Annotated in this window: 19 protein-coding genes; 4 read left to right on the forward strand and 15 right to left on the reverse strand. The window is 62.2% G+C overall.

Annotated features, from left to right (window positions below):
* Positions 1 to 8: 8 nt before the first annotated feature.
* The 13 genes from FJV83_RS37560 to mdcA all read right to left on the reverse strand — a co-directional run bounded on the left by FJV83_RS37560 (position 9) and on the right by mdcA (position 13,226).
* Positions 9 to 1,811 carry an amino acid ABC transporter permease/ATP-binding protein gene (locus FJV83_RS37560; RefSeq protein WP_095774097.1) on the reverse strand — a complete coding sequence of 601 codons (1,803 nt, stop codon included), beginning with the start codon at positions 1,809 to 1,811 and terminating at the stop codon, positions 9 to 11.
* 185 nt (positions 1,812 to 1,996) lie between these two features.
* Positions 1,997 to 2,521 carry a GNAT family N-acetyltransferase gene (locus FJV83_RS18475; RefSeq protein WP_095774098.1) on the reverse strand — a complete coding sequence of 175 codons (525 nt, stop codon included), beginning with the start codon at positions 2,519 to 2,521 and terminating at the stop codon, positions 1,997 to 1,999.
* Positions 2,518 to 3,747: a M20 aminoacylase family protein gene (locus FJV83_RS18480; protein ID WP_095774099.1), complete on the reverse strand. Its 1,230-nt coding sequence runs from the start codon at positions 3,745 to 3,747 to the stop codon at positions 2,518 to 2,520. The genes FJV83_RS18475 and FJV83_RS18480 overlap by 4 nt, the downstream gene beginning before the upstream one ends.
* Entirely contained in the window at positions 3,747 to 5,093 is a 1,347-nt protein-coding gene (locus tag FJV83_RS18485) for an LLM class flavin-dependent oxidoreductase (protein ID WP_095774100.1), read from the reverse strand. The genes FJV83_RS18480 and FJV83_RS18485 overlap by 1 nt, the downstream gene beginning before the upstream one ends.
* A gap of 26 nt (positions 5,094 to 5,119) precedes the next feature.
* Positions 5,120 to 6,106 (reverse strand): MsnO8 family LLM class oxidoreductase, encoded by a 987-nt coding sequence (locus tag FJV83_RS18490; RefSeq protein ID WP_095774101.1) that lies wholly within the window; start codon positions 6,104 to 6,106, stop codon positions 5,120 to 5,122.
* Between the two features lie 185 nt (positions 6,107 to 6,291).
* Positions 6,292 to 6,660, reverse strand: a complete 369-nt coding sequence (locus tag FJV83_RS18495; protein ID WP_142887136.1) for a DUF3088 domain-containing protein — start codon at positions 6,658 to 6,660, stop codon at positions 6,292 to 6,294.
* Between the two features lie 377 nt (positions 6,661 to 7,037).
* Positions 7,038 to 7,970 carry a malonate decarboxylase subunit epsilon gene (locus FJV83_RS18500; RefSeq protein ID WP_095774102.1) on the reverse strand — a complete coding sequence of 311 codons (933 nt, stop codon included), beginning with the start codon at positions 7,968 to 7,970 and terminating at the stop codon, positions 7,038 to 7,040.
* Positions 7,971 to 8,915, reverse strand: coding sequence for a triphosphoribosyl-dephospho-CoA synthase MdcB (gene mdcB, locus FJV83_RS18505; RefSeq protein WP_095774261.1), 945 nt, complete (start codon positions 8,913 to 8,915; stop codon positions 7,971 to 7,973). It abuts the gene before it with no gap.
* A gap of 20 nt (positions 8,916 to 8,935) precedes the next feature.
* Positions 8,936 to 9,616 carry a malonate decarboxylase holo-[acyl-carrier-protein] synthase gene (mdcG, locus tag FJV83_RS18510; RefSeq protein WP_095774103.1) on the reverse strand — a complete coding sequence of 227 codons (681 nt, stop codon included), beginning with the start codon at positions 9,614 to 9,616 and terminating at the stop codon, positions 8,936 to 8,938.
* Positions 9,591 to 10,319 carry a biotin-independent malonate decarboxylase subunit gamma gene (mdcE, locus tag FJV83_RS18515; RefSeq protein WP_095774104.1) on the reverse strand — a complete coding sequence of 243 codons (729 nt, stop codon included), beginning with the start codon at positions 10,317 to 10,319 and terminating at the stop codon, positions 9,591 to 9,593. Before mdcE ends, mdcG begins: the two co-directional genes overlap by 26 nt.
* Positions 10,306 to 11,253, reverse strand: a complete 948-nt coding sequence (locus tag FJV83_RS18520; RefSeq protein ID WP_095774105.1) for a biotin-independent malonate decarboxylase subunit beta — start codon at positions 11,251 to 11,253, stop codon at positions 10,306 to 10,308. The genes mdcE and FJV83_RS18520 overlap by 14 nt, the downstream gene beginning before the upstream one ends.
* Positions 11,250 to 11,567, reverse strand: a complete 318-nt coding sequence (mdcC, locus tag FJV83_RS18525; protein ID WP_095774106.1) for a malonate decarboxylase acyl carrier protein — start codon at positions 11,565 to 11,567, stop codon at positions 11,250 to 11,252. The genes FJV83_RS18520 and mdcC overlap by 4 nt, the downstream gene beginning before the upstream one ends.
* Before the next feature lie 12 nt (positions 11,568 to 11,579).
* Positions 11,580 to 13,226 carry a malonate decarboxylase subunit alpha gene (gene mdcA / locus FJV83_RS18530; protein ID WP_095774262.1) on the reverse strand — a complete coding sequence of 549 codons (1,647 nt, stop codon included), beginning with the start codon at positions 13,224 to 13,226 and terminating at the stop codon, positions 11,580 to 11,582.
* Between the two features lie 182 nt (positions 13,227 to 13,408).
* Here mdcA and madL point away from each other — a divergent pair, with 182 nt between their 5' ends.
* Genes madL through FJV83_RS18545 form a run of 3 tightly spaced genes read left to right on the forward strand, consistent with a single transcriptional unit; the run spans position 13,409 to position 15,315 of the window.
* A complete protein-coding gene (gene madL / locus FJV83_RS18535) occupies positions 13,409 to 13,843 on the forward strand; it encodes a malonate transporter subunit MadL (RefSeq protein ID WP_095774107.1) in 435 nt (144 codons plus the stop codon).
* 14 nt (positions 13,844 to 13,857) lie between these two features.
* Positions 13,858 to 14,622, forward strand: a complete 765-nt coding sequence (gene madM, locus FJV83_RS18540; RefSeq protein ID WP_095774108.1) for a malonate transporter subunit MadM — start codon at positions 13,858 to 13,860, stop codon at positions 14,620 to 14,622.
* Between the two features lie 9 nt (positions 14,623 to 14,631).
* Positions 14,632 to 15,315 carry a GntR family transcriptional regulator gene (locus FJV83_RS18545; RefSeq protein WP_095774109.1) on the forward strand — a complete coding sequence of 228 codons (684 nt, stop codon included), beginning with the start codon at positions 14,632 to 14,634 and terminating at the stop codon, positions 15,313 to 15,315.
* A gap of 535 nt (positions 15,316 to 15,850) precedes the next feature.
* Here the strand turns inward: FJV83_RS18545 and FJV83_RS18550 are convergent.
* Positions 15,851 to 17,083, reverse strand: a complete 1,233-nt coding sequence (locus tag FJV83_RS18550) for a HipA domain-containing protein (protein WP_095774110.1) — start codon at positions 17,081 to 17,083, stop codon at positions 15,851 to 15,853.
* A complete protein-coding gene (locus tag FJV83_RS18555; protein ID WP_095774111.1) occupies positions 17,076 to 17,660 on the reverse strand; it encodes a helix-turn-helix transcriptional regulator in 585 nt (194 codons plus the stop codon). Before FJV83_RS18555 ends, FJV83_RS18550 begins: the two co-directional genes overlap by 8 nt.
* A gap of 275 nt (positions 17,661 to 17,935) precedes the next feature.
* Between FJV83_RS18555 and FJV83_RS18560 the strand changes: the two genes are divergently transcribed.
* Positions 17,936 to 18,811, forward strand: coding sequence for a MurR/RpiR family transcriptional regulator (locus tag FJV83_RS18560; protein ID WP_245318185.1), 876 nt, complete (start codon positions 17,936 to 17,938; stop codon positions 18,809 to 18,811).
* Positions 18,812 to 18,872 lie beyond the last annotated feature (61 nt).

Raw genomic sequence — 18,872 nt, forward strand, 5'->3', positions numbered from 1 at the left:
TCCGGTCGCTAGAGAACCTTGGCGAGGAACTCGCGCGTGCGTTGGTGGGCGGGCGTGGTGAAGACGCTGGACGGCGTCCCGACCTCGAGGATCTTGCCGCCTTCCATGAAGACGATGGTGTCGGCGACCTCGCGGGCAAAGCCGATCTCGTGGGTGACGATCACCATTGTCGTACCGGAGGTCGCCAGCTCCTTGATGACATCGAGCACTTCGCCAACGAGCTCGGGATCGAGCGCCGAAGTCGGCTCGTCGAAGAGCAGCACCTTCGGCTTCAGCGCCAGCGCCCTGGCGATCGCGACGCGCTGCTGCTGGCCGCCGGACAGATGCCGCGGATAGGCGTCGGCCTTCTCCGGCAGGCCGATGCGGGTGAGCAGATCCTTTGCCAGCGCTATCGCCTCGGCGCGTGCAACACCCTGCACCGAGACCGGCGCTTCGATGATGTTTTCAATCACGGTCAGATGCGGGAACAGGTTGAAGTTCTGGAACACCATGCCGATTGCGGCGCGACGCTGGCGGATGGCCGCTTCCTTGAGTTCGTAGAGCGTATGCCCGTCGCGATGGTAGCCGACCAGCTCGTCGTCGATGGTCACGAACCCGGTGTCGGTGCGCTCAAGATGGTTGATGGTGCGCAGCAGCGTCGACTTGCCGGCGCCGGACGGGCCGATGATCGCCGTCACCGAGCCGGGCGCCAGGTCGAGATCGACGCCGTCGAGGACCGTCAGTGCGCCGAAGCTCTTGGAGACGTCGCGAATTGCGATGCGCCCGACACCTTGCCGCGCCAGTTTCTCGCCAGCGGTTACCAGTGGCTTGCGAACGGCGGTCGAAGGCGGTGGGACAAAGGGCGCCGGAGTGGCCACCCGTACCGAGCGGCGGCCGGACAAGAAGGCAAAGAGGCTGGGCAGGAGAGGGCCGGACGGCGTGCGCACGGCGCCGCGCGAAAACCGCCGCTCGATGCCGAGCTGGATGATCGACAGCACGCTCATGATGATCAGGTACCAGATGGTCGCCACCATCAGGAGTGGGATCACTTCCAGGTTGCGCTTGTAGATGACCTGGACGGTGTAGAAGAGCTCGGGCAGAGCGAGCACGTAGACCATCGAGGTCGATTTGGCCAAGCCGATGATCTCGTTGAAGCCACTGGGCAGGATGGCGCGCATGGCTTGCGGCAGCACGATGCCCAGTGCCTGCCGGCGCCGCGACAGACCGAGTGCGGCCGCCGCCTCGTGCTGGCCCTGGTCGACCGAGAGAATGCCGCCGCGGATGATCTCGGCCGAGAAGGCGGCCTGGTTGAGGCTCAACCCGACCACTGCCACCCAGAACGGACTGAACACCTCGACGGTGTTGTATTGCGCAAACAAAAGGCCGGTGAATGGTACGCCGACATTGATGGTCGGATAGAGATAGCCGAGATTGTTGAGGACGAGCAAAAGCACGATCAGCGGGATGGAGCGCAAGAGCCAGATATAGGCCCACGACACGCCCGACAGCAGCGGCGAGGCGGACACGCGGGCGAAAGCGAGCAATGTCCCGAGGAAAAAGCCAAGCCCGGAGGCGAGCACGGTCAAGAGCAGCGTTCGGCCAAGGCCGACCAGCACGGGTTCGGAGAGGAAGAAACGGGCAAAGACATCCCAGCCCCATCTCGGATTGGTCATGATCGACTGCAGCGTGAAGAAGATGACCACGACGGCGACGACGGTGCCGACCACGCGCCAGGGGTGCTTCGCCGGCACTACCCTGTACCCCTGACGGTCGGAGGTGAATGGTACATTTCTGGGGGAGGCTACCTCGCCTATGTCGGCCGTCATTGTCATGGTCACTCTCGCTCCAACGGGGTAGTATTTCGAGCAGGTAATTTATGTGTATAAGTAAACTTAGATGACCCTATTGATATCAAGATGAATTACACGACATTGCTTTTTATATTTTTAGAATTCAGGAGTTAAATCATCTATCTTATTCAGGGTTCGTGGGCGTGTGTACGTGCCTGATCGATGGATCAGCTTGCCTTGCGTTCGAGCGCGCTCGGCCCGAATTCCAGGGTCAGGGCGCTGATGTCCTTTTCGAAGGGTAGGGTGCCGTGGATTTCCGGGTCGACGGCGGTGTCGAACAGGGCGGTGTAGCCATCGTTGAGATATAGGCCGGCGGCCTCCGGCTGGCGGAAGCCCGTGGTCAGATAGAGCCTCGTATAGCCTTGGCGCGCCGCCTGCAGCTCCAGTTCGGCGAGCACCTTGCGCGCAAGGCCCTGGCGTCGCAGATCGATATGGGTCCAGACGCGCTTGAGCTCGGCGGTGCGCTCGTCATAGCGCTTGAAGGCGCCACCGGCGATCGCCGCGCCGTTGCGTGTCAACAGCAGGAAATTTCCATTGGGGGGTGCGAACAGCTCGGCGGGATAGCGGCGCATCTCTTCGCCCGGTTCGCCGAAATGGTCGCCGTAGCGCGTCGTGTATTCCCAGGTCAGCGCTTCGATAAGTGGGGCTGCGCGCGGATCGAGCGGTGTCGTGTAGAGAAAGCTGTCTGTCATGGCGTGGGCCCTGTTGCCGGCTCGCTTGTCCGCGGAGCCGCGTTCGCGGCGAGATAGTCCTGGACCAATGCCACCCAGTAGCGCGCGGCGTCAGGCAGGATGTCGTCGTTGAAGTCGTAGTCGGGGCTGTGCAGGTCGGCGCTGTCGCCATTGCCGACGAAGAGATAGCTGCCCGGCCGCGCCTCGAGCATGAAGGCGAAATCCTCGCTGGCGGTGATCAGCGAGAAGTTTGTTTCGATCCGCTCGGTGCCGAAATGCCGGAGCGCCACCTGGCGGGCAAACTCGGTCTCTTCCGGGTGGTTGACGAGCGCCGGATAGCCGCGCGGATAGGTGACCTCGGCGGTTGCGCCGTAGCTTTGCGCCTGTGCCTCTGCGAGCGCGATGATGCGCGTCCGGATCTGCTCGCGCACCGTCTTGCTGAAGGTCCGGATGGTGATTTTGAGCTCGACGCTGTCGGGGATGACGTTGGCGGCGATGCCGCCATTGATCGTGCCGACGGTGACCACCGCCGTCTCCAGCGGGTTGACATTGCGCGACACGATCGTCTGCAGCGCCATCACCAGCGAGGCGGCGGCCACAATGGGGTCGACGGCGTGGCTGGGCCTGGCGCCATGGCCGCCCTTGCCGACGATGCGAATGATGGCGAGATCGACGGAAGCCATGGCCGGGCCGCTGAGGAAGGCAAATTGGCCCGCCGGCACGCCTGGCCAATTGTGCAGGCCGAAGACGGCGTCGACTGGGAAGCGCTCGAACAGCCCGTCGGCGATCATCGCCTTGGCGCCGGCGCCGCCTTCTTCGGCGGGCTGGAAGATCAGGCGCAGCGTGCCCGAAAAATCCCGCGTCTCGGCAAGATGGCGCGCGGCGGCCAGCAGGATCGCCGTGTGCCCATCATGCCCGCAGGCATGCATCACGCCCGGATTGGTGCTGGCATAGGGCAGGCCGGTCGCCTCGACGATCGGCAAGGCGTCCATGTCGGCGCGGATGCCGATGCTCTTTTCACCAAGCCCGTTGCGCAGCGTGCCGACCACGCCGGTGCCGCCGATGTTCTCAGTGACCTCGTAGCCCCAGGACCGCAGGCGCGCCGCGACCAGCGCGCTGGTCTTCTTCTCCTTGTAGGCCAGCTCCGGCTCGCTGTGCAGCTTGCGGCGCAGCGCGACGAATTCGTGTGCGTGGTCGAGGATTGCCGCTTCGGTTGTGATCGAGAGCGGAGGTGCCTGAAAAGTCATCAGGCGGCTTCCTCGGTGGCTGGCGTCGCGGGAGCCTGGGCATAGCGGCTATCCTTGAAGGGCAGGCCAAGATGGTCTCGCAGCGTCGTGCCGATCTGGCTGCACGCGTGGCGGCCGCGCTTCTCCAGGATGGGCAGCACATGGGCTTCGAAATCGTCGAGACCGGACGGGATGACCTGGAAGCCCAACACGAAACCGTCGGCGGCTCCACCGTCCACCCAGCGGATCAGCCGGTCGGCGATTTTTTCGGGCGTGCCGATGAATTCGCTGCGCGACGTTGCCGCGTCTAGTGCGACCTCGCGCAGCGTGAGCTTCTTTTCCCTGGCGACGCGCTTGATGCGATCGGTTGTGGAGCGGAAATTGTTTTTGCCGATGTCGCCCAACTCGGGGAACGGATCGTCGACCGGATAGGCAGTGAAATCGTGGTGGTCGAAGAAACGGCCGAGATAGAGCAGCGCCTCATGAACACTGACGAGGTCGCGTATCTCGCGGTACTTGCGCTCGGCCTCCTCTTGCGTCGAGCCGACGATCGGAGCGATACCGGGGAAGATCTTGATGTGGTCGGCCGAGCGGCCGTGCGCGACCGCGCTTTCCTTGAGCCGGCGCGACAGCTCGCGGTTTTCCTCGAAGGCGGCGGCGTTGGCGAAGACGGCATCGGCATGCTGGCCGCCGAGCGAGATGCCGTCATCGGAGCCACCGGCCTGGAACAGCACAGGTTGCCCCTGCGCGGAGCGGCCGAGATTGAGCGGCCCTTCGGCCGAATGGAACCGACCCTTGAAATTCAGCCGGTGCATCCTGGAGAAATCGGCATAGCGGCCGACCTGCCGGTCGCGCACGAAAGCGTCGTCGTCCCAGGAATCCCACAGGCCCTTGACGATCTCGATATGCTCGGCGGCGATCTCGTAGCGCAACGCGTGTTCGGGATGCTTGTCGCGGCCGTAATTCTTCGCCGAACCTTCGAGCGGCGAGGTCACCGCATTCCAGCCGGCGCGGCCGCCGCTGACAGCGTCGATCGATCCGAACTGCCGCGCCACGGTGAACGGATCGCTGTAGGAGGTCGATAACGTGCCGACGAGGCCGATGCTCTTTGTCGCCACCGCCAGTGCCGACAAAAGCACGATCGGCTCGAAGCGGTTGAGGAAATGCGGGATAGACTGTTCGTTGATGTAGAGCCCGTCGGCGACGAAGGCGAAGGCAATGCCTGCCGCTTCCGCCTGCTGAGCGATGCGCACGTAGTAGTCGAAATTGGTGCTGGCATCAGAAGGCACGCTCGGATGCTTCCAGGCGTTCATGTGCCCGCCCGGGCCTTGCAGCATGATGCCGAAGGGAATTTGCTGATTGCTCATGACGGCAAGCTCCTTGATCTGTTTGCTCAGGCCGCGGCCGCCGGCCGCTCACGCACCAGCATCTCGGCGGTGGCAAGGCGCCATAGGCCGCCGACGGCCGGCTCGACGATGAATTCGCTGGTGCCGGAGCGCGCATGCAGGCGGTCGAGTTCGGAGCGGACCTGGTCCGGCGTTCCGGCGATCACGCTCTGCTGCTTGGGCGCGATGCGGTATTCGGCCGAGCCCAGTTGGCGCGCATAGTCCTTTGCTTGTTCCTCGCTGCCAACGGTGACGCTCTGGGCGCCGGGGACATGCACCTTGAACAGCTTGATCTTGTCGGCCTGCGCCTCGGCCTCGCCGGCATATTCGGAGACGATGACCGAGACAGCTATGATCGGCGCGCGGCCGGTCTGCGCCCGATAGGCCGCGACGGTGTCATCGAGCAGGGCATCGTCGCCATTGAGATGGCGGGCGAACACGAACTCCCATTGATGCGCAGCAGCGAGCAGCGCGCTCTCGACGCTGGCGCCGAGCAGGAAGCGCTGCGGGGCGACCGGCGGACGCGGCGTGGCGCTCAGCCCTTCGACCGGGCCAGCGCCGTCGAGATAGGCGCCAAGCTCGGCGATCTGCTCGCCGAAATCCCGGCTGTGCGACGGGTCACTTCTGCCTTGCAGGGCGCGTGTCGACAATGGCAGCCCACCGGGCGCCTTGCCGATGCCGAGATCGACGCGGCCCGGCGCCAGCGCCCCAAGCAGATGAAAATTCTCGGCGACCTTGTAGGGGCTGTAGTGCTGGAGCATGACGCCGCCGGAGCCGATGCGGATCCGGCTGGTGTGGGCGAGCAGGTAGGCGATCAGCACTTCCGGCGAGGAACTCGCGAGATCCGGCACATTGTGGTGCTCGGCCACCCAGAACCTGCGGTAGCCGAGCCGTTCGGCAAGCTGTGCCAGCGCCACGGTTCGTTTCAGCGCATCCGTCGCGCTTTCTCCATGGGCGAGCGGGCTCTTGTCGAGGAGGCTGAGCGCATAGGCCATGGGATCTCCACCTTCGGCGGCCCGTGTGGGCCATGAACGTCTTGGGTGCAGATCGTAATGCATATAGTCTATAGATTTTATAGACTATATGCCGAGTTTCAGCCGTTGAGGGAAAAACCCTTTCTCATCGGGCGCCGGCTTTGGAATGTCCGGCCTGTGAGCGGGTTTCGCATCATGGTTCCGGTTCATGGGTGGGGCGGCGGGATGAGGTCGCGTCCGACCAGTGCATCGATGATCCGCTCGGCGCCGGAAACGAACTGACGGCCGTTGGCCTCGCCGGATGCGTGAGGCGAGGTTTCACCGGTCGGCAGCACCAGCACGGGAAGCGCCTGATTGGCTTCGCCGATAAGCTCCACCACGTCGGCGCGCGGCCGGGGGAAGGCGATCCGTCTGATGTCGATCGCATCGCCAAGCCTGGGAAACGAGGTCAACACGCCTTCCACCAGGGCGGAGTGGCGGCAGAAGAATCGCTGCCCCGGAAATTTGGCGTCTTCGAAATCCGGGGAGAGCAGGAACAGGGCGGGTTTTTCTGAATTGGCGGATGGCAACGGCATTTCCACTTCGAGGAGGTTTCGGACGCCGAAGCTTACTTGCATCGGCGGGACCCAGCCGAAGGCAGGCATTTCAAAGCGCGTGCCTTGTGAAGCAATAATTGTCTCTTGAACGGCTTTTGCTCCGAACCCAGTTGCTGCCGAGGTCGATGCGGTCGACCAGTGGATGTTCCCGGATGTGGGTGGTTCGTGCGGCTATTGACCTCGGTCTCTGGAAGCTGATTTCGCAGACCAGGCAAGAATCCGATCAACGGGGAAGTATTCGTCGATATCGATCTCGTCTTGGAGGCTTTGCTGCAGCGGGGCAGTTGAGACTATTCCGAGCTTCGAGCGATCGACCAAGGCTTCAGGGTCCGTCCCGCACCGGGAGTTGCAATTCGTCAGGAGAGGTGCGCCAGCCAGGTGCGGACGCCCGCCACCGTCCTGAAGTCGTCTAGGCTCCGGGCGGGTATGTGGGGGTAGGCGCTCCGAGCCATTTCGCTGAGCGCCCGGCCCGGCCCGAGTTCAAGAAATGTGCTTGCTCCGGCTTCCACGCAAGCCTGCAGGCACGCTGCCCATTGGACGGTGTGGGAAATCTGCAGAGCCAACTTGTCCATGCCGACCGCGACGTCAACGACAGAAGAGCCATCGATCCCGCTGAGCAGACGCACACCGATTTCGGGCGCAGAGCTGACAGGAGCGTGTTCCAACGCCTTGCGGAATCCGGCCGAGGCGACCGCCAAGCGCGGCGTGTGAGAGGCTATATTCACCGCAACGCGAACAACGCGCGCAGCGCCCATCGCGTTTGCTTCACCTGCCAGGGAATCCAACGCGTTGCCGGCACCGCCGAGGACATAGGCGTCGCCTGGATTGACGATGGCAACCGCCATGTCGTGTTGCCTGCACAAGCGATCAACAGCACTGCGAGACAAGCCGCGAACAAACAGCAAGCCATCCCCAGGCATGCTGGCCGCATCCATTAGGTCCGCGCGTTGCGCCGCAAGGTCGAGGGTGACCAGAGCATCCAGCAAGCCCGCGACACCCCAGGCGGCCACTTCGCCAACGCTGTAGCCTGCGATGACGAGCCTGCGGGGCCACACATCGCGCAGGATCGACGCTGCGGCCAGTGACTGAAGAGTGCACAGCACCTGCCCGACGCGGTTGCGGTGCAGGCCGTCGTCTGTATCGGTCTGGACCATCGTGCGCGGGTCATTTCCGCCACACAGTGCCGCAGCGTGAGCGAAAAGGTTTGCTGCTCCCGGTGTATTCCCGGTCAAAGCGAACATTTCCCGATGCTGCGGACCCTGGCCGGAGCATAGAACAGCCAAGGTCATTCAGGGTGCCTCACCAGTTAGAGAACGAAGCAGCCGCGTGCGCGAAGAAGGAATTGCGCTCCAGTCATCTCGCATACGCGATGAAGCGGCCTTCGCCTCGCAAGCCTGGGCGAAGAGGCTCATGGCGAGAAGATCCGCCGACCCCCCCGGACTTAGTCGACGTGTGACGAAAGACTGATGTACGACATTGGCCCGCTGGCGCCAGTCGGGCGTCCCCACGCCGCCGTCATCAAGAAATCCGCGGGCAGCGTGCTGGGCATAAGAGAGGCCGGACAGGCCACCGCGGTGCAGCAGATTGGTGTCCTGCAAAATGGCAATCAGCGCAAAACAGGCTTGTACGCGCGCCGCTTCCGCATCGCCAGGCGCGAGCAGGGTGCCGCGCTGAAGCGCCGGCAAGCCGACCCTGTAGACACTCGGGAACCCTTGCGCCGCCTCCGATCGGGCGCCGCCGGCTCCATACCGCCTGAACGCCCCGCCGCCATGGCTGTCATGCAACGCTGGCCCGTCCAAAATGTCGCGGCCCCACAGCTGTGCGACGGCCACTCCCAGTGGCGTTGCGCAATCGATTCGCCCGCTCGCCGCAGCGCCGGCAGCGGCGCAGAGCAAACCCAATCCGAAGATGGCGCCTCGGTGCGTGTTTATGCCTGCCGTGGCGGCGAACATGGCAGCTTCGGCTTCTAGACCGATGATCTTGAGACGTGGCATGCCCCAGCCTAGGGAGCCCGCTTGTGCCAGAGCGTGGAAGTAGGGTTGGATTGCGGTGGCGCTGCGGCGGAACGTAGCGGCGTCCATGTCCGAATGGCTGCCGGCGTCGAGATGACTGACAAGGCCGGGCTTGGGCCAGGTTTCCAATTCGTCGAGCAGGCAGCGGGTAGCGATGGCGGCGATGGCTTCCGCATCATGGACGCCCCCCGGTCTGACAGCGGTCAGGCAGTTTTGACGCATGCTCGCAGACGCAATGATCGTCATTGCAAACGCCCACCGTTGATGAAGTGGTTCGCGTCCAGCAAGACGACCCCTCGGATGGTCTTGACCAGCACCTCGCGCGCGCCTGTGTGGAGTTCGCGCCAATTCACGGCCGCGCCATCCCCGCGCACCAATTCGCCGTCGAGGCGCATAGGTGCCGCAGCCTCGACAAGGGCGATGTCGGCAGTCAACTGCGCGAGATTGCATTGTCCAGAAAACGGCAGGAGCAGGTCGAGATCGGAGTCCGCAGTCAGATAATCCAATTCAGTGAGCATTTGCCAAGACAGACTGCCGAAAATCCGTGCCTCCATGCCTTGCCGGAAAGCCAGGCTCGCGACGTTCGTGAGTGTCTGCCGCCATGGTTCAGGTGCGGCGCCAAGGGCGGCGCCCAGCTCAAGCGGAGGTGCCGTTGAAACGATATCCTCGGGTTGCATGAGAACGGATACCCGGCGTTTGCCGGCAAATGGCGGCAAAGGCAAACCCAGCGCCACTCCCTCCTCTTCGGCGGGCATCGCGCGACGCGCGACAAGCGGCCAGCCGCGATCCACCCATCCAGGCAGCAGCGGTTCTTGCGCCAGATCATCACGCCGATGCATCAGGGAACGCCACGCCACCGGTGACACGAAAACAAGATCGTGGCGGCGCACCTTCAGATCAATGTGACCGGAGAGCGTGGTCATGCACGAGCTCCGCGATGTCGGCCGCCTTGGGGCGTCCGTTTCGCATTTTTCCGAGATGGTCACGTTGATCGCCGTTGTTGTTTTGCATGTGATCGAGCAAGGTCTGCAACTGGTCGGCCAGCGATGTCTTGTCGTCCCACGTCGCATGTACCGCGCCCGTCTGAGCCAGGTTTTCCAACCCTGGAGCGAAAACCGGCGTGGATTTGGCCTTTTCCTTGAGAACGTCGAGGGAGAGTTTGGTCACCTTCGACATGGAGGGCAGATCCATCACCTCGGGCTCCGCGCCGGGCAGCGCCACGAGGGTCCGGGTTGCCAGTGCGCTCGCGATGAATGCGCCGGCTGCGGTGTGACCGTAAAGCAGGCCGATGGTGTGGCGGCCCCGCATGTCAGCATAGATCAGGCATTTCGCGAGGTGGGCCAAGAATTCGTTCAACCCCAGAAGCTCGTCACGCTTGCTCATCCGTTGGCTGTCACTGTCCACCAGGACCAGAATGGGTCCTTCGCCGTCTTCCAGGATGGCATTGAGGACGTAGCGCGACAGCTGGATCGCCTCGTCCACGCCAATTGCCGTTCGATCGGTAATGCCGATCATTGCGACTTGGCCACCGCCCGCTAGCGACCCGGATCCCCACAGCAAACCGCCATCATGCGTGACGGAACAGCCCTGCGGAAACAGCGAGGCGAGAATCTCATTGATCGTCATGTTGCTGCTCCCGATCGCTGTTCATCAGGGCGATAAAGTCCTGGGCATCCATTGCAGGGACAGCTGCAGCCTGGGAAATCCCCATCGCCCTCCAGATATCCATGGCATCGCTGCAAGCGCCGAAGCGTTCCAGGCGCTCCTCCAGGCCAGCCTGCTCGGCCTCCAGCCTGCTCACATCGAAACCCGGCGCTGACGTGATCAGATGGAGTGCGACATTGCGGAAGCTCGCTATCGTGTCGTCGACAAAGGCACTGGCACTGCCAAGCAACCGCCGGTGCTTGCCGCCCATCGTGCGCCACACCAGCGCACGATCCCTGGAGTCGAACTCCTCCACCCCACGGTTGGTCTCGATCACCTCGGGTCCAGAGACGCTGATGCGGCCTTGCTCTGATATGGCTAGCGCCGAACAACAGCCGGCAATCAATCCACCACCACCATAGCAACCTGCCCGCCCGCCAATCAGACCAACAACCTTCACACCCGCGGCCCGCGCCTCAATCAGCGCGCGCATGATTTCGGCAATGGCCAGTTCGCCGGCATTGGCCTCCTGCAGGCGCACACCGCCTGTGTCGAAGAGAATGAGAACAGGGATCGACTTCATGTCGCGCGCAGCACGCAGAAGCCCGGTGAACTTGGCTCCGTGAACCTCGCCGAACGCTCCGCCCATGAATCGACCTTCCTGCGCGGCAAGGAACACGGATGCACCTGCAATCTTGCCCCGCCCCACGATGATGCCGTCATCGAACTGCTCGGGAAGATCGAATACCCGCAGGTGCGGGCTGGTCTCGCGCTGTTCCGGTCCGATGAACTCCTCAAAGCTGCCGGCATCGACCAGCAATCGAATCCGCTCTCGCGCGGAAGCTTCATACCAGCTCGTCGTCTCACGGATTGCGACTTGGGATACCTGCCGTACCGGTAGATTTGGAGTGTTCATCGATCATCTTCCTCGATCAGCCGGACGGCTTGGGCAAGTCGCAGGGCGACGGTATCGGGGCGCGCACCCCCATCGTTGATGGAGAGCTTCAGGCCACCAGGGGAGCGTCGTTCGACAAAATCGGCAACAACCGCCATCCACACCGCTCCGAACCCTTCGGCCGCGGTGTTGACCTCCACCTGGCATTCCGTATCTGGCAACACCCGCTCCACCAGGACCTCCAGATTGCCGGAGGCAACCACGCCAAGCAGGGCAACCGACTTCGAACCGCCAGCCCGCTGCTGCGTGGTAAGACGATAGCTCAAGGTTTCCATCGCGGCTTCCTTTCACCAGTTGCGGAATTGGGAGGGTGGCGCGTAGAGGCCACCGGACCATCGAACCAGATCCTTGATCGACCGCGCTGCCAGCAGGTTCCTGTCCGCATCCAGCGGATCGATGTCGAGATCTTCCGGTCGACGGATAACGCCTCGCTCTCGCAGGCGCTGGACCATCTTCGCATCCCGGCCGCGGCCCACCTCGGTATAGCCCGCTACCCCACGGATCGCCTGCTCACGCTCGTCCTTGTCGCGGCACAGCAGAAGATTGGCGATTCCCTCCTCGGTGACGATGTGGCTCACGTCGTCGCCGTAGACCATCACCGGGGCGAGTTCGAGATCCAGTTTCTCGGCCAGTGTCAGCGCCTCCAGCCGTTCGACGAAGAGCGGTACGTTCTTGTCACCGAAGGTCTCGCCGATCTGAACAACGAGCTTGCGACCGCGTCGCAAATGGGCCGGCGTGTTGGGATCCGCCTCGGCGCCGGCCTTTAGCCAGGGCTCGCTCGGATGTCGGCGCCCGCGCGGATCAGATCCCATGTTTGGCGCGCCCCCGAAACCCGCAATGCGGCTTGCCGTCACCGTGGAGCTGTGTCCTTCAAGGTCGATCTGCAGGGTCGAGCCAATGAACATGTCGCACGCATAAAGCCCCGCCGTCTGGCAGTAGGCGCGGTTCGAGCGAAGCGAGCCGTCGGAGCCGGTAAAGAAAATGTCGGAGCGCGCGCTGATGTACTCCTCCATTCCCACCTCCGACCCGAAACAGTGCACCTGTTCGACCCAGCCGGTTTCGATCGCCGGGATCAGGGTCGGATGAGGGTTGAGCGCCCAATGGGTGCAAATTTTGCTCTTGAGGCCGAGCTTCTCGCCGTAAGTGGGTAGCAGGAGCTCGATTGCGGCGGTGTTGAAACCGATACCGTGATTGAGCCGGCGGACGCCATAAGGGGCATAGAGGCCCTTGATCGCGAGCATCGCCGTGAGGATCTGAGTCTCGGTGATGGCCGCCGGATCGCGGGTGAAAAGTGGTTCGACGTAAAAAGGCTTGCCCACCGGAACGACGAAATGGACCTGGTCGCCTGGAATATCGACACGCGGCACCTTGTCGACAATCTCCTTCACCTGCGCGACGACCAGGCCTCCCTTGAAACTTGTCGCCTCCACGACCGTCGGCGTGTCTTCGGTGTTGGGGCCGGTATAAAGATTGCCCTGGGCATCTGCGCTCACGGCTGCGATCAGCGCGACGTTGGGGGTGAGGTCGATGAAATAGCGGGCAAAGAGCTCCAGATAGGTGTGGACCGCCCCAAGCTCGATCTTTCCGCCAAAAAGCATTCGCGCGATCCGCGCCGACTGGGGCCCCGAGTAAGCGTAGTCCAATCGCTTCGCCACGCCGCGCTCGAACACATCCAGGTGCTCGGGAAGGACCACGCCCGATTGCACCATGTGGAGATCGTAGATCTTCGTGGGATCAGCATGAGCAAGAGCCCCAGCGAGAATGTCGGCCTGCTTCTGATTGTCACCCTCCAGACAGACCCGGTCGCCCGGACGAAGGATTGCTTCCAGGAAATCGGACAGATCCGTGGCCGCAACTGCCTTGCCGCGCGCGTGGCGTGATCCAGCCTCAATGCGGGCTTGCCGGGCTTCTTTCTGCCCTTCCCAGTTTTTCATCTTGATCTCTCCGCGGGATGACAGGTCTCGATTGTATGCGGTATTGACGTAATATCGCAGTTGTGCATACATGGCAAGCAATTCCGTGGCTATAGAAATACAACTGGGAGGATTTTTGGTATGATGTATTTTTGTTTGTGCAGGAAAACGTGTCCCTGCCATTGCCGATATGGGAGGCAGAAATGACGATTTCCGGCGTTGCGCTCCTTGCGATCTGCACCTTGCTCGGCGGGTATCTGGGCGACCTCCTCGGAGCCGTGCTCGGTGTCAAAGCCAATGTTGGCGGCGTTGGCATTGCCATGCTCTTATTGATTGCCGCGCGTCTTTGGCTGGTTCGCCATGGGTACTTCAGCCATGGGCTTAGGCTCGGCGTCGAGTTTTGGGGTTCGATTTACATTCCGATCGTCGTCGCAATGGCCGCCCAGCAGAATGTTGTCGCCGCGGTTAAAGGCGGGCCCCTCGTGCTGCTCGCCGGTGGCGGAGCTGTCGCGATCTGCTTTGCTGCAGTTGCACTCATCAGCCGGCTTGGTGGAACGGCCGAAACGATGGACGAAATCGAAGCGCGCGAAGCGATCGCGCAGGAAGCCGCGCGCGTTGCCGCCGGCGATGTCCGTTAGGTTGGGAGGTCACCATGGACAAGCTCTCGCATATCTTCATCGCCAACGGCCTGCTCGTCGCCTTTGCTGCGGTGGGCCTCATCATGTGGGCCTCGCACGCGGCCTCAAAGCACCTCACATTTGGGCGCATCCACGGCTCGGCAATTGCGATCGTCATCGGCCTTCTGCTAGCCTTTGCTGGCGGGCTCGTCACCGGCGGCGAAAAGGGGCTGGCCGACCTGCCAATGCTGGCGGGCATCGGATTGATGGGAGGCGCCATGCTGCGTGATTTTGCAATTGTTGCGACCGCCTTCGAAGTTGACGTGGTCCAGGCGCGCAAGGCGGGCCTGATCGGTGCCATAGCACTGGGATTGGGGACAATCCTGCCGTTCGCCCTCGGCGTGGTCCTGGCCGCCGCGTTTGGTTACAAGGACGCCGTTTCACTGACAACGATCGGGGCAGGGGCGGTCACCTATATCGTGGGCCCGGTCACGGGCGCAGCACTCGGCGCCAACTCGACGGTCATAGCCCTTTCGATCGCGACCGGTGTGTTAAAGGCAGTCTTGGTGATGATCGGCACGCCCTTGGTCGCCAGGATGATCGGCCTTGACAATCCCCGCTCTGCGATGGTGTTTGGCGGGCTGATGGGCACCGTCAGCGGCGTTTCAGGTGGGCTTGCCGCAACCGACCGTCGCTTGGTGCCGTACGGGGCACTGACGGCCACCTTCCATACGGGCTTGGGTTGTTTGGTCGCCCCTTCCATCCTCTATCTGATCGTCCGAGCAATTGCGGGAGGCTGAGACATATCAATGTTGCCGGCAACTGAAGAAAAAGGGAGTGAAGAACGGTCGCTGCTGTCCGATCGTATCCGCAATGCGCTAACCGATGAAATCGCAGCCGGTGTGCTGGCAGCCGGTACAGCGCTCGACGAACAGCAACTTGCTGAACGCTTCGGAGCCTCGCGGACCCCGGTGCGCGAGGCTCTGCGTCAACTCGCCGTGAGTGGGCTTGTGGAGATGCGCCCTCGCCGCGGAGCCGTCGTCACACGAGTAACGGCTGAGCGTATCATGGATATGTTCGAAACGTCGGCCGAGATCGAGGCGATGTGCGTGCGTCTCGCGACCTATCGCATGACGCCGCTGGAGCGCAGTCACCTTCTCAGACTGCATGATGCTTCAAAAGCCATGGTCGAGGCCGGAGACTATGACGCCTATGACGCTTTCAATCTTGAGTTCCACGAAAGCATCTACCGCGCCACACATAACGGCTTCCTGGTCGAACAAGCGATCGCTGTTCGCACCAGGTTGACCGCTTTCCGCAGGACGCAGCTGCGGCAAGACGATCGTATCGTCCGTTCCCGCCACGAGCATGACGGGATAATAGAGGCCATATCGCGTGGTGATGGCGAGGAGGCTGCACGTCGCATGCGAGCGCATATGCTGAACGCGGCCAGCGCGCTTGACCGATACATCGCGGCACACATGGAGGGTTGACCGACCTACGCGGGAAGAGGTTCGAACTCGGATGCCAACGTCGCGGGACGGGGCCGCTCCCCACGTGGACCCGGAACAGAGGCACACGTGCCCCCGCGAGCCTGTGCGCCAACTGCTCTCGGTTAGCGCCAGACAACCAGACAATGAGCGTCTTGTTTATGGCTGGAGCGGCCGGATTGTCTCACGACGGGCAAGACGGCCGGAGATGCGGATGAGAAACCCGTCCCGACAAGCGGTGCCCCCGTGGGAGGGCTGCCACTTGTGAATGCGGGCTGGCCCTCTGTCCGTGTCCGACAGCTTACTCCCGTGCGGGGAGGGCTGGCGCCAACAACACCTTTCGGGAGAAATTCTCATGAGCGACATCGATCTTGGGCGGACCGGCTGCAAGTCGCGGTGACGCGCGAAGTGTTGCGACGGCTGCGCGGGCGCTCAACAGTTCCGTCAATCGCCGAGCTGGGCGCCAGAATGAAGCCGCGCTCAGCGAGCGAAGGCCGTAATATTGCTTCCGGCGGACCTGACCCGGCAAGGCCATTGCTCAGGCCTCGGAGATCAGCGCGAGTTTTTGCAGGTGAGCGTCAATCGCTTCGGCGACGTTGCGGGCGATGGGAAGTGTCTTCTTCGCCTCGGGCCATTCGTCGCGGAATCGGGTGACCGTCTCCAGCGCGGTATCGACAACCAGTTTCTGGGGCAGGTGCGCCTTCGCCGCGAGGTAGCGGAGTTCGTCGAGGGAGAACTCGCGCATCCGCTTGGTGCGGGCATATTTGATGGCTGCGAACTCGTCGGAGATGTAGGCGATGGTCGACACGAAATCATAGGCGGGAGCGAGTGCCGCCGTGCGCCGATCGGGATAGATCACCGACCAGTTCTTGAGATGCATGTCGGCATTGCCGATCAGCGTGTTGAAGACGAGCCGGCGGATGAACTCGGAGACACCATCGTCTCCGGCTTCAATGCCAAGCACGGTCGCAATGTTGCGTGCGCTTGCGCGCTTGTATTTGTCATCGGGCCATACGCCGAACACCTGGGCGAAATCCTCGATATGCACCGGACCGTGGCCGGAGCGGTCGAAACGCCGGATGGCCAGTGCCTGGCCCTTCATGCGACGCATCCCCTCGGGAAGGCCGTCGATCGCATCGATGTCGAGGAGTCGCACCTCTGGCACGTCCATGCCGAGCCTGGCCGCGAGGCTCATCATCGAGAATTCGTTTTCGGGGACGCCGTCGTAAAGCTGTGAGGGAAGTTTGACGATCCACGAACCGCCGACGCCGTCAGCCGGGATCGTAAGCCCGCCGCCCTTTCCAACGTTCTTCACCGCCGAGAACTTCAACTGCACGCCCGCAAGCGAAAATCGCAGGGCATTGGTCCGACGCGCGCGGCGTGATTCCGCGTCGCCCTCCTCACTCAGGTCTGGCCAAGCTTCGGCGTCCGCCGGCAAGATGGTCAGCGCACCTGGAAGGTCGCGGCCGAGGACCCAGAGCAGGAAGAATTCGCGCTTCTCGCTCACGCCAGCCCGTTCGGCAAGGTAGGTCCGCAGCGGCCCTTCCGGCAGGAGGTTCGCAAAGAACGGAGGAACCCTGACATTGACGGGTCGGAATTCGGTCAGGAGTTGCCCGAACTGGTCCTTAAACGACAGGCTAAGCGTCGACCGCTCGGGTTTGTCGACGTAGGCCTTGTCGAAGGCAAACAGCGTACGATCGCCCGGAATAAGCGTGAGCGTTGCGATCTTCTCGCCATAGAGGCGAACATCGAGCATGGAAACGTCAGGCATCTTCGTTCTCATCGTCGAGTCCGTATGCTTGGCGGGGCACATCGGGGAGCGCGTGGGCGATCCTGTTGCGCAGTGATTTGAGTTGCCGCGAGGCGAGATCGATGGCTGAGATTGCCCTGGGGCCGACCGGTAGTTTCATCAGCCTTTCGGCGATTGCGCGTATCGCCTCGAGATCGGTTTTGCTTAGCCTAAAGTTCGCAAGCTCGCGCAGTGTCTGATCGAGCCCCCCGAATTCGGCAGCGTCGGGATGGTCGCGGTTCAGCCTTGCAAGGGCAGCCTGCGCGCGATGGAAAACCACGGAGCGCTGGCGGTCTTCGCCGTCGAGTGTTGCGTAAGCGTTGCTGACGATGGCTTCGACCACTGCCAAAGCCTTGCGCGGAACGACGACCAGTTCGTAGTCGAGCGCTCGTGCGAGCTCAACCAGACTCGATAGCCTGAGGTCGGTGCCCCCACTTTCGATCTTCGAGATATGGCTTTGCGGAACGCCAATGCGAGCGCTGAGGTCGCGTTGGCTCAGCCCACTCTGCTCGCGGGCGTTGCGCAGCGTTTGAAGGATTTCGTCCGTCGAATAGAGCATTTTGATATGCCTCTATATATCATTGTCCAAATATGATATGCATAACTATATCACTGACAGCCGATATCTGCAAATGCGATATGTAAAGACATATCAGTACCCCACCATGATATGCTATTATAGATCGAGTTCGTCCAGCAAAGTTAGCAGGCGAGAATTGGACAGCCCAAGGGTGCATGGAGGGGCAGTGCTGCTCGCCGCAGGCGGGCAATTCTCCGCTGGCAAAGGGACCGCAAAGGCGTCATCATGCAACAAAAATTGCGAGGATGCGAATTTTGGAAGAGAAAATCAGAGCTCCCAGGGACTACGAGGAACTCATTCGCGTGATCCACGACCGGTACGACGAAATGAGCAAGTCATACCAGAAGATAGCGGTCTATCTTACGCAAAACCCCAATGATGTTGCGGTCCGATCCGTAAACTCGATCGGTGAGACCTCAGGCGTACACGCCTCAAGTTTTGTGCGTTTCGCCCAAGCGCTTGGCTATGAGGGGTTCAAGGATCTTCAAACCCTGTTCCAGAAGCGCTTATCGACCGCTGCCCCCGGCTTCGAAGCACGCATCAAGGCGCTCGAGACGGAACTGGGGGGACGCAAGGATTGCAGCGAAGCCGGATTTTTGCATGACCTTGTCGTGCGGGACATCGCCTCTCTAAGAGAGATGCTCACGGATATTCCGGCCGAGAAATTGGCCGAAGCGGTGAAGCTGCTCGAGAAAGCCGACGTCATCTATCTGCTGGGGCAGTTGCGCTCTGCGCCAGTCGTTGAACTTCTTCGCTATATATTGACCATGCTGGGGAAGCGCTGCGTTCTGCTCGATCCCGGCGGCGGGCTTGCGACGCATATGGCGCGTGCAATACGAAAAAGCGATGTCCTGTTCGCCGTGTCGTTCCGCTTCTATGCAAATGAGGTGGTGAACATAGTGGAAGACGCGGCGAGGCGCGGCATACCCATCGTGGCGATCTCTGACAGCACTTTGTCGCCGCTGGCCAAAAGTGCAAGTGTTCTCTTCGCCGTGCCTGAGCACGAATACACCTTCTCCAGGTCCCTGGCGGCTCCAATGTGCCTTGCTCAGGCTCTCACCGTGGCATTGGCCGCCAGACTTCAGAACAATACAGTCAGTCCCCGTATCCCAACGGTTACCGCGGAGTAGGGCGGTGGGACGCAGTGCTGCCTGTCGTCGACGGATGATGCGAGTCGTTTGATCCCTCTCG

It is taken from the genome of Mesorhizobium sp. WSM4307, from assembly GCF_007003945.1.
Classification (GTDB): domain Bacteria; phylum Pseudomonadota; class Alphaproteobacteria; order Rhizobiales; family Rhizobiaceae; genus Mesorhizobium.

Coding starts and splice junctions, on each gene's coding strand:
- mdcE (WP_095774104.1), bottom strand. CDS start 10,319: ATGACGATCAATGAGATTCTCGCCTCGCTGTTTCCGCAGGGCTGTTCC.
- mdcA (WP_095774262.1), bottom strand. CDS start 13,226: ATGAAAAACTGGGAAGGGCAGAAAGAAGCCCGGCAAGCCCGCATTGAG.
- mdcC (WP_095774106.1), bottom strand. CDS start 11,567: ATGGAAACCTTGAGCTATCGTCTTACCACGCAGCAGCGGGCTGGCGGT.
- FJV83_RS18475 (WP_095774098.1), bottom strand. CDS start 2,521: ATGACAGACAGCTTTCTCTACACGACACCGCTCGATCCGCGCGCAGCC.
- mdcB (WP_095774261.1), bottom strand. CDS start 8,915: ATGCGTCAAAACTGCCTGACCGCTGTCAGACCGGGGGGCGTCCATGAT.
- FJV83_RS37560 (WP_095774097.1), bottom strand. CDS start 1,811: ATGACAATGACGGCCGACATAGGCGAGGTAGCCTCCCCCAGAAATGTA.
- FJV83_RS18490 (WP_095774101.1), bottom strand. CDS start 6,106: ATGGCCTATGCGCTCAGCCTCCTCGACAAGAGCCCGCTCGCCCATGGA.
- FJV83_RS18500 (WP_095774102.1), bottom strand. CDS start 7,970: ATGACCTTGGCTGTTCTATGCTCCGGCCAGGGTCCGCAGCATCGGGAA.
- madL (WP_095774107.1), top strand. CDS start 13,409: ATGACGATTTCCGGCGTTGCGCTCCTTGCGATCTGCACCTTGCTCGGC.
- madM (WP_095774108.1), top strand. CDS start 13,858: ATGGACAAGCTCTCGCATATCTTCATCGCCAACGGCCTGCTCGTCGCC.
- FJV83_RS18555 (WP_095774111.1), bottom strand. CDS start 17,660: ATGCTCTATTCGACGGACGAAATCCTTCAAACGCTGCGCAACGCCCGC.
- mdcG (WP_095774103.1), bottom strand. CDS start 9,616: ATGACCACGCTCTCCGGTCACATTGATCTGAAGGTGCGCCGCCACGAT.
- FJV83_RS18485 (WP_095774100.1), bottom strand. CDS start 5,093: ATGAGCAATCAGCAAATTCCCTTCGGCATCATGCTGCAAGGCCCGGGC.
- FJV83_RS18520 (WP_095774105.1), bottom strand. CDS start 11,253: ATGAACACTCCAAATCTACCGGTACGGCAGGTATCCCAAGTCGCAATC.
- FJV83_RS18545 (WP_095774109.1), top strand. CDS start 14,632: ATGTTGCCGGCAACTGAAGAAAAAGGGAGTGAAGAACGGTCGCTGCTG.
- FJV83_RS18480 (WP_095774099.1), bottom strand. CDS start 3,747: ATGACTTTTCAGGCACCTCCGCTCTCGATCACAACCGAAGCGGCAATC.
- FJV83_RS18550 (WP_095774110.1), bottom strand. CDS start 17,083: ATGCCTGACGTTTCCATGCTCGATGTTCGCCTCTATGGCGAGAAGATC.
- FJV83_RS18495 (WP_142887136.1), bottom strand. CDS start 6,660: ATGCCGTTGCCATCCGCCAATTCAGAAAAACCCGCCCTGTTCCTGCTC.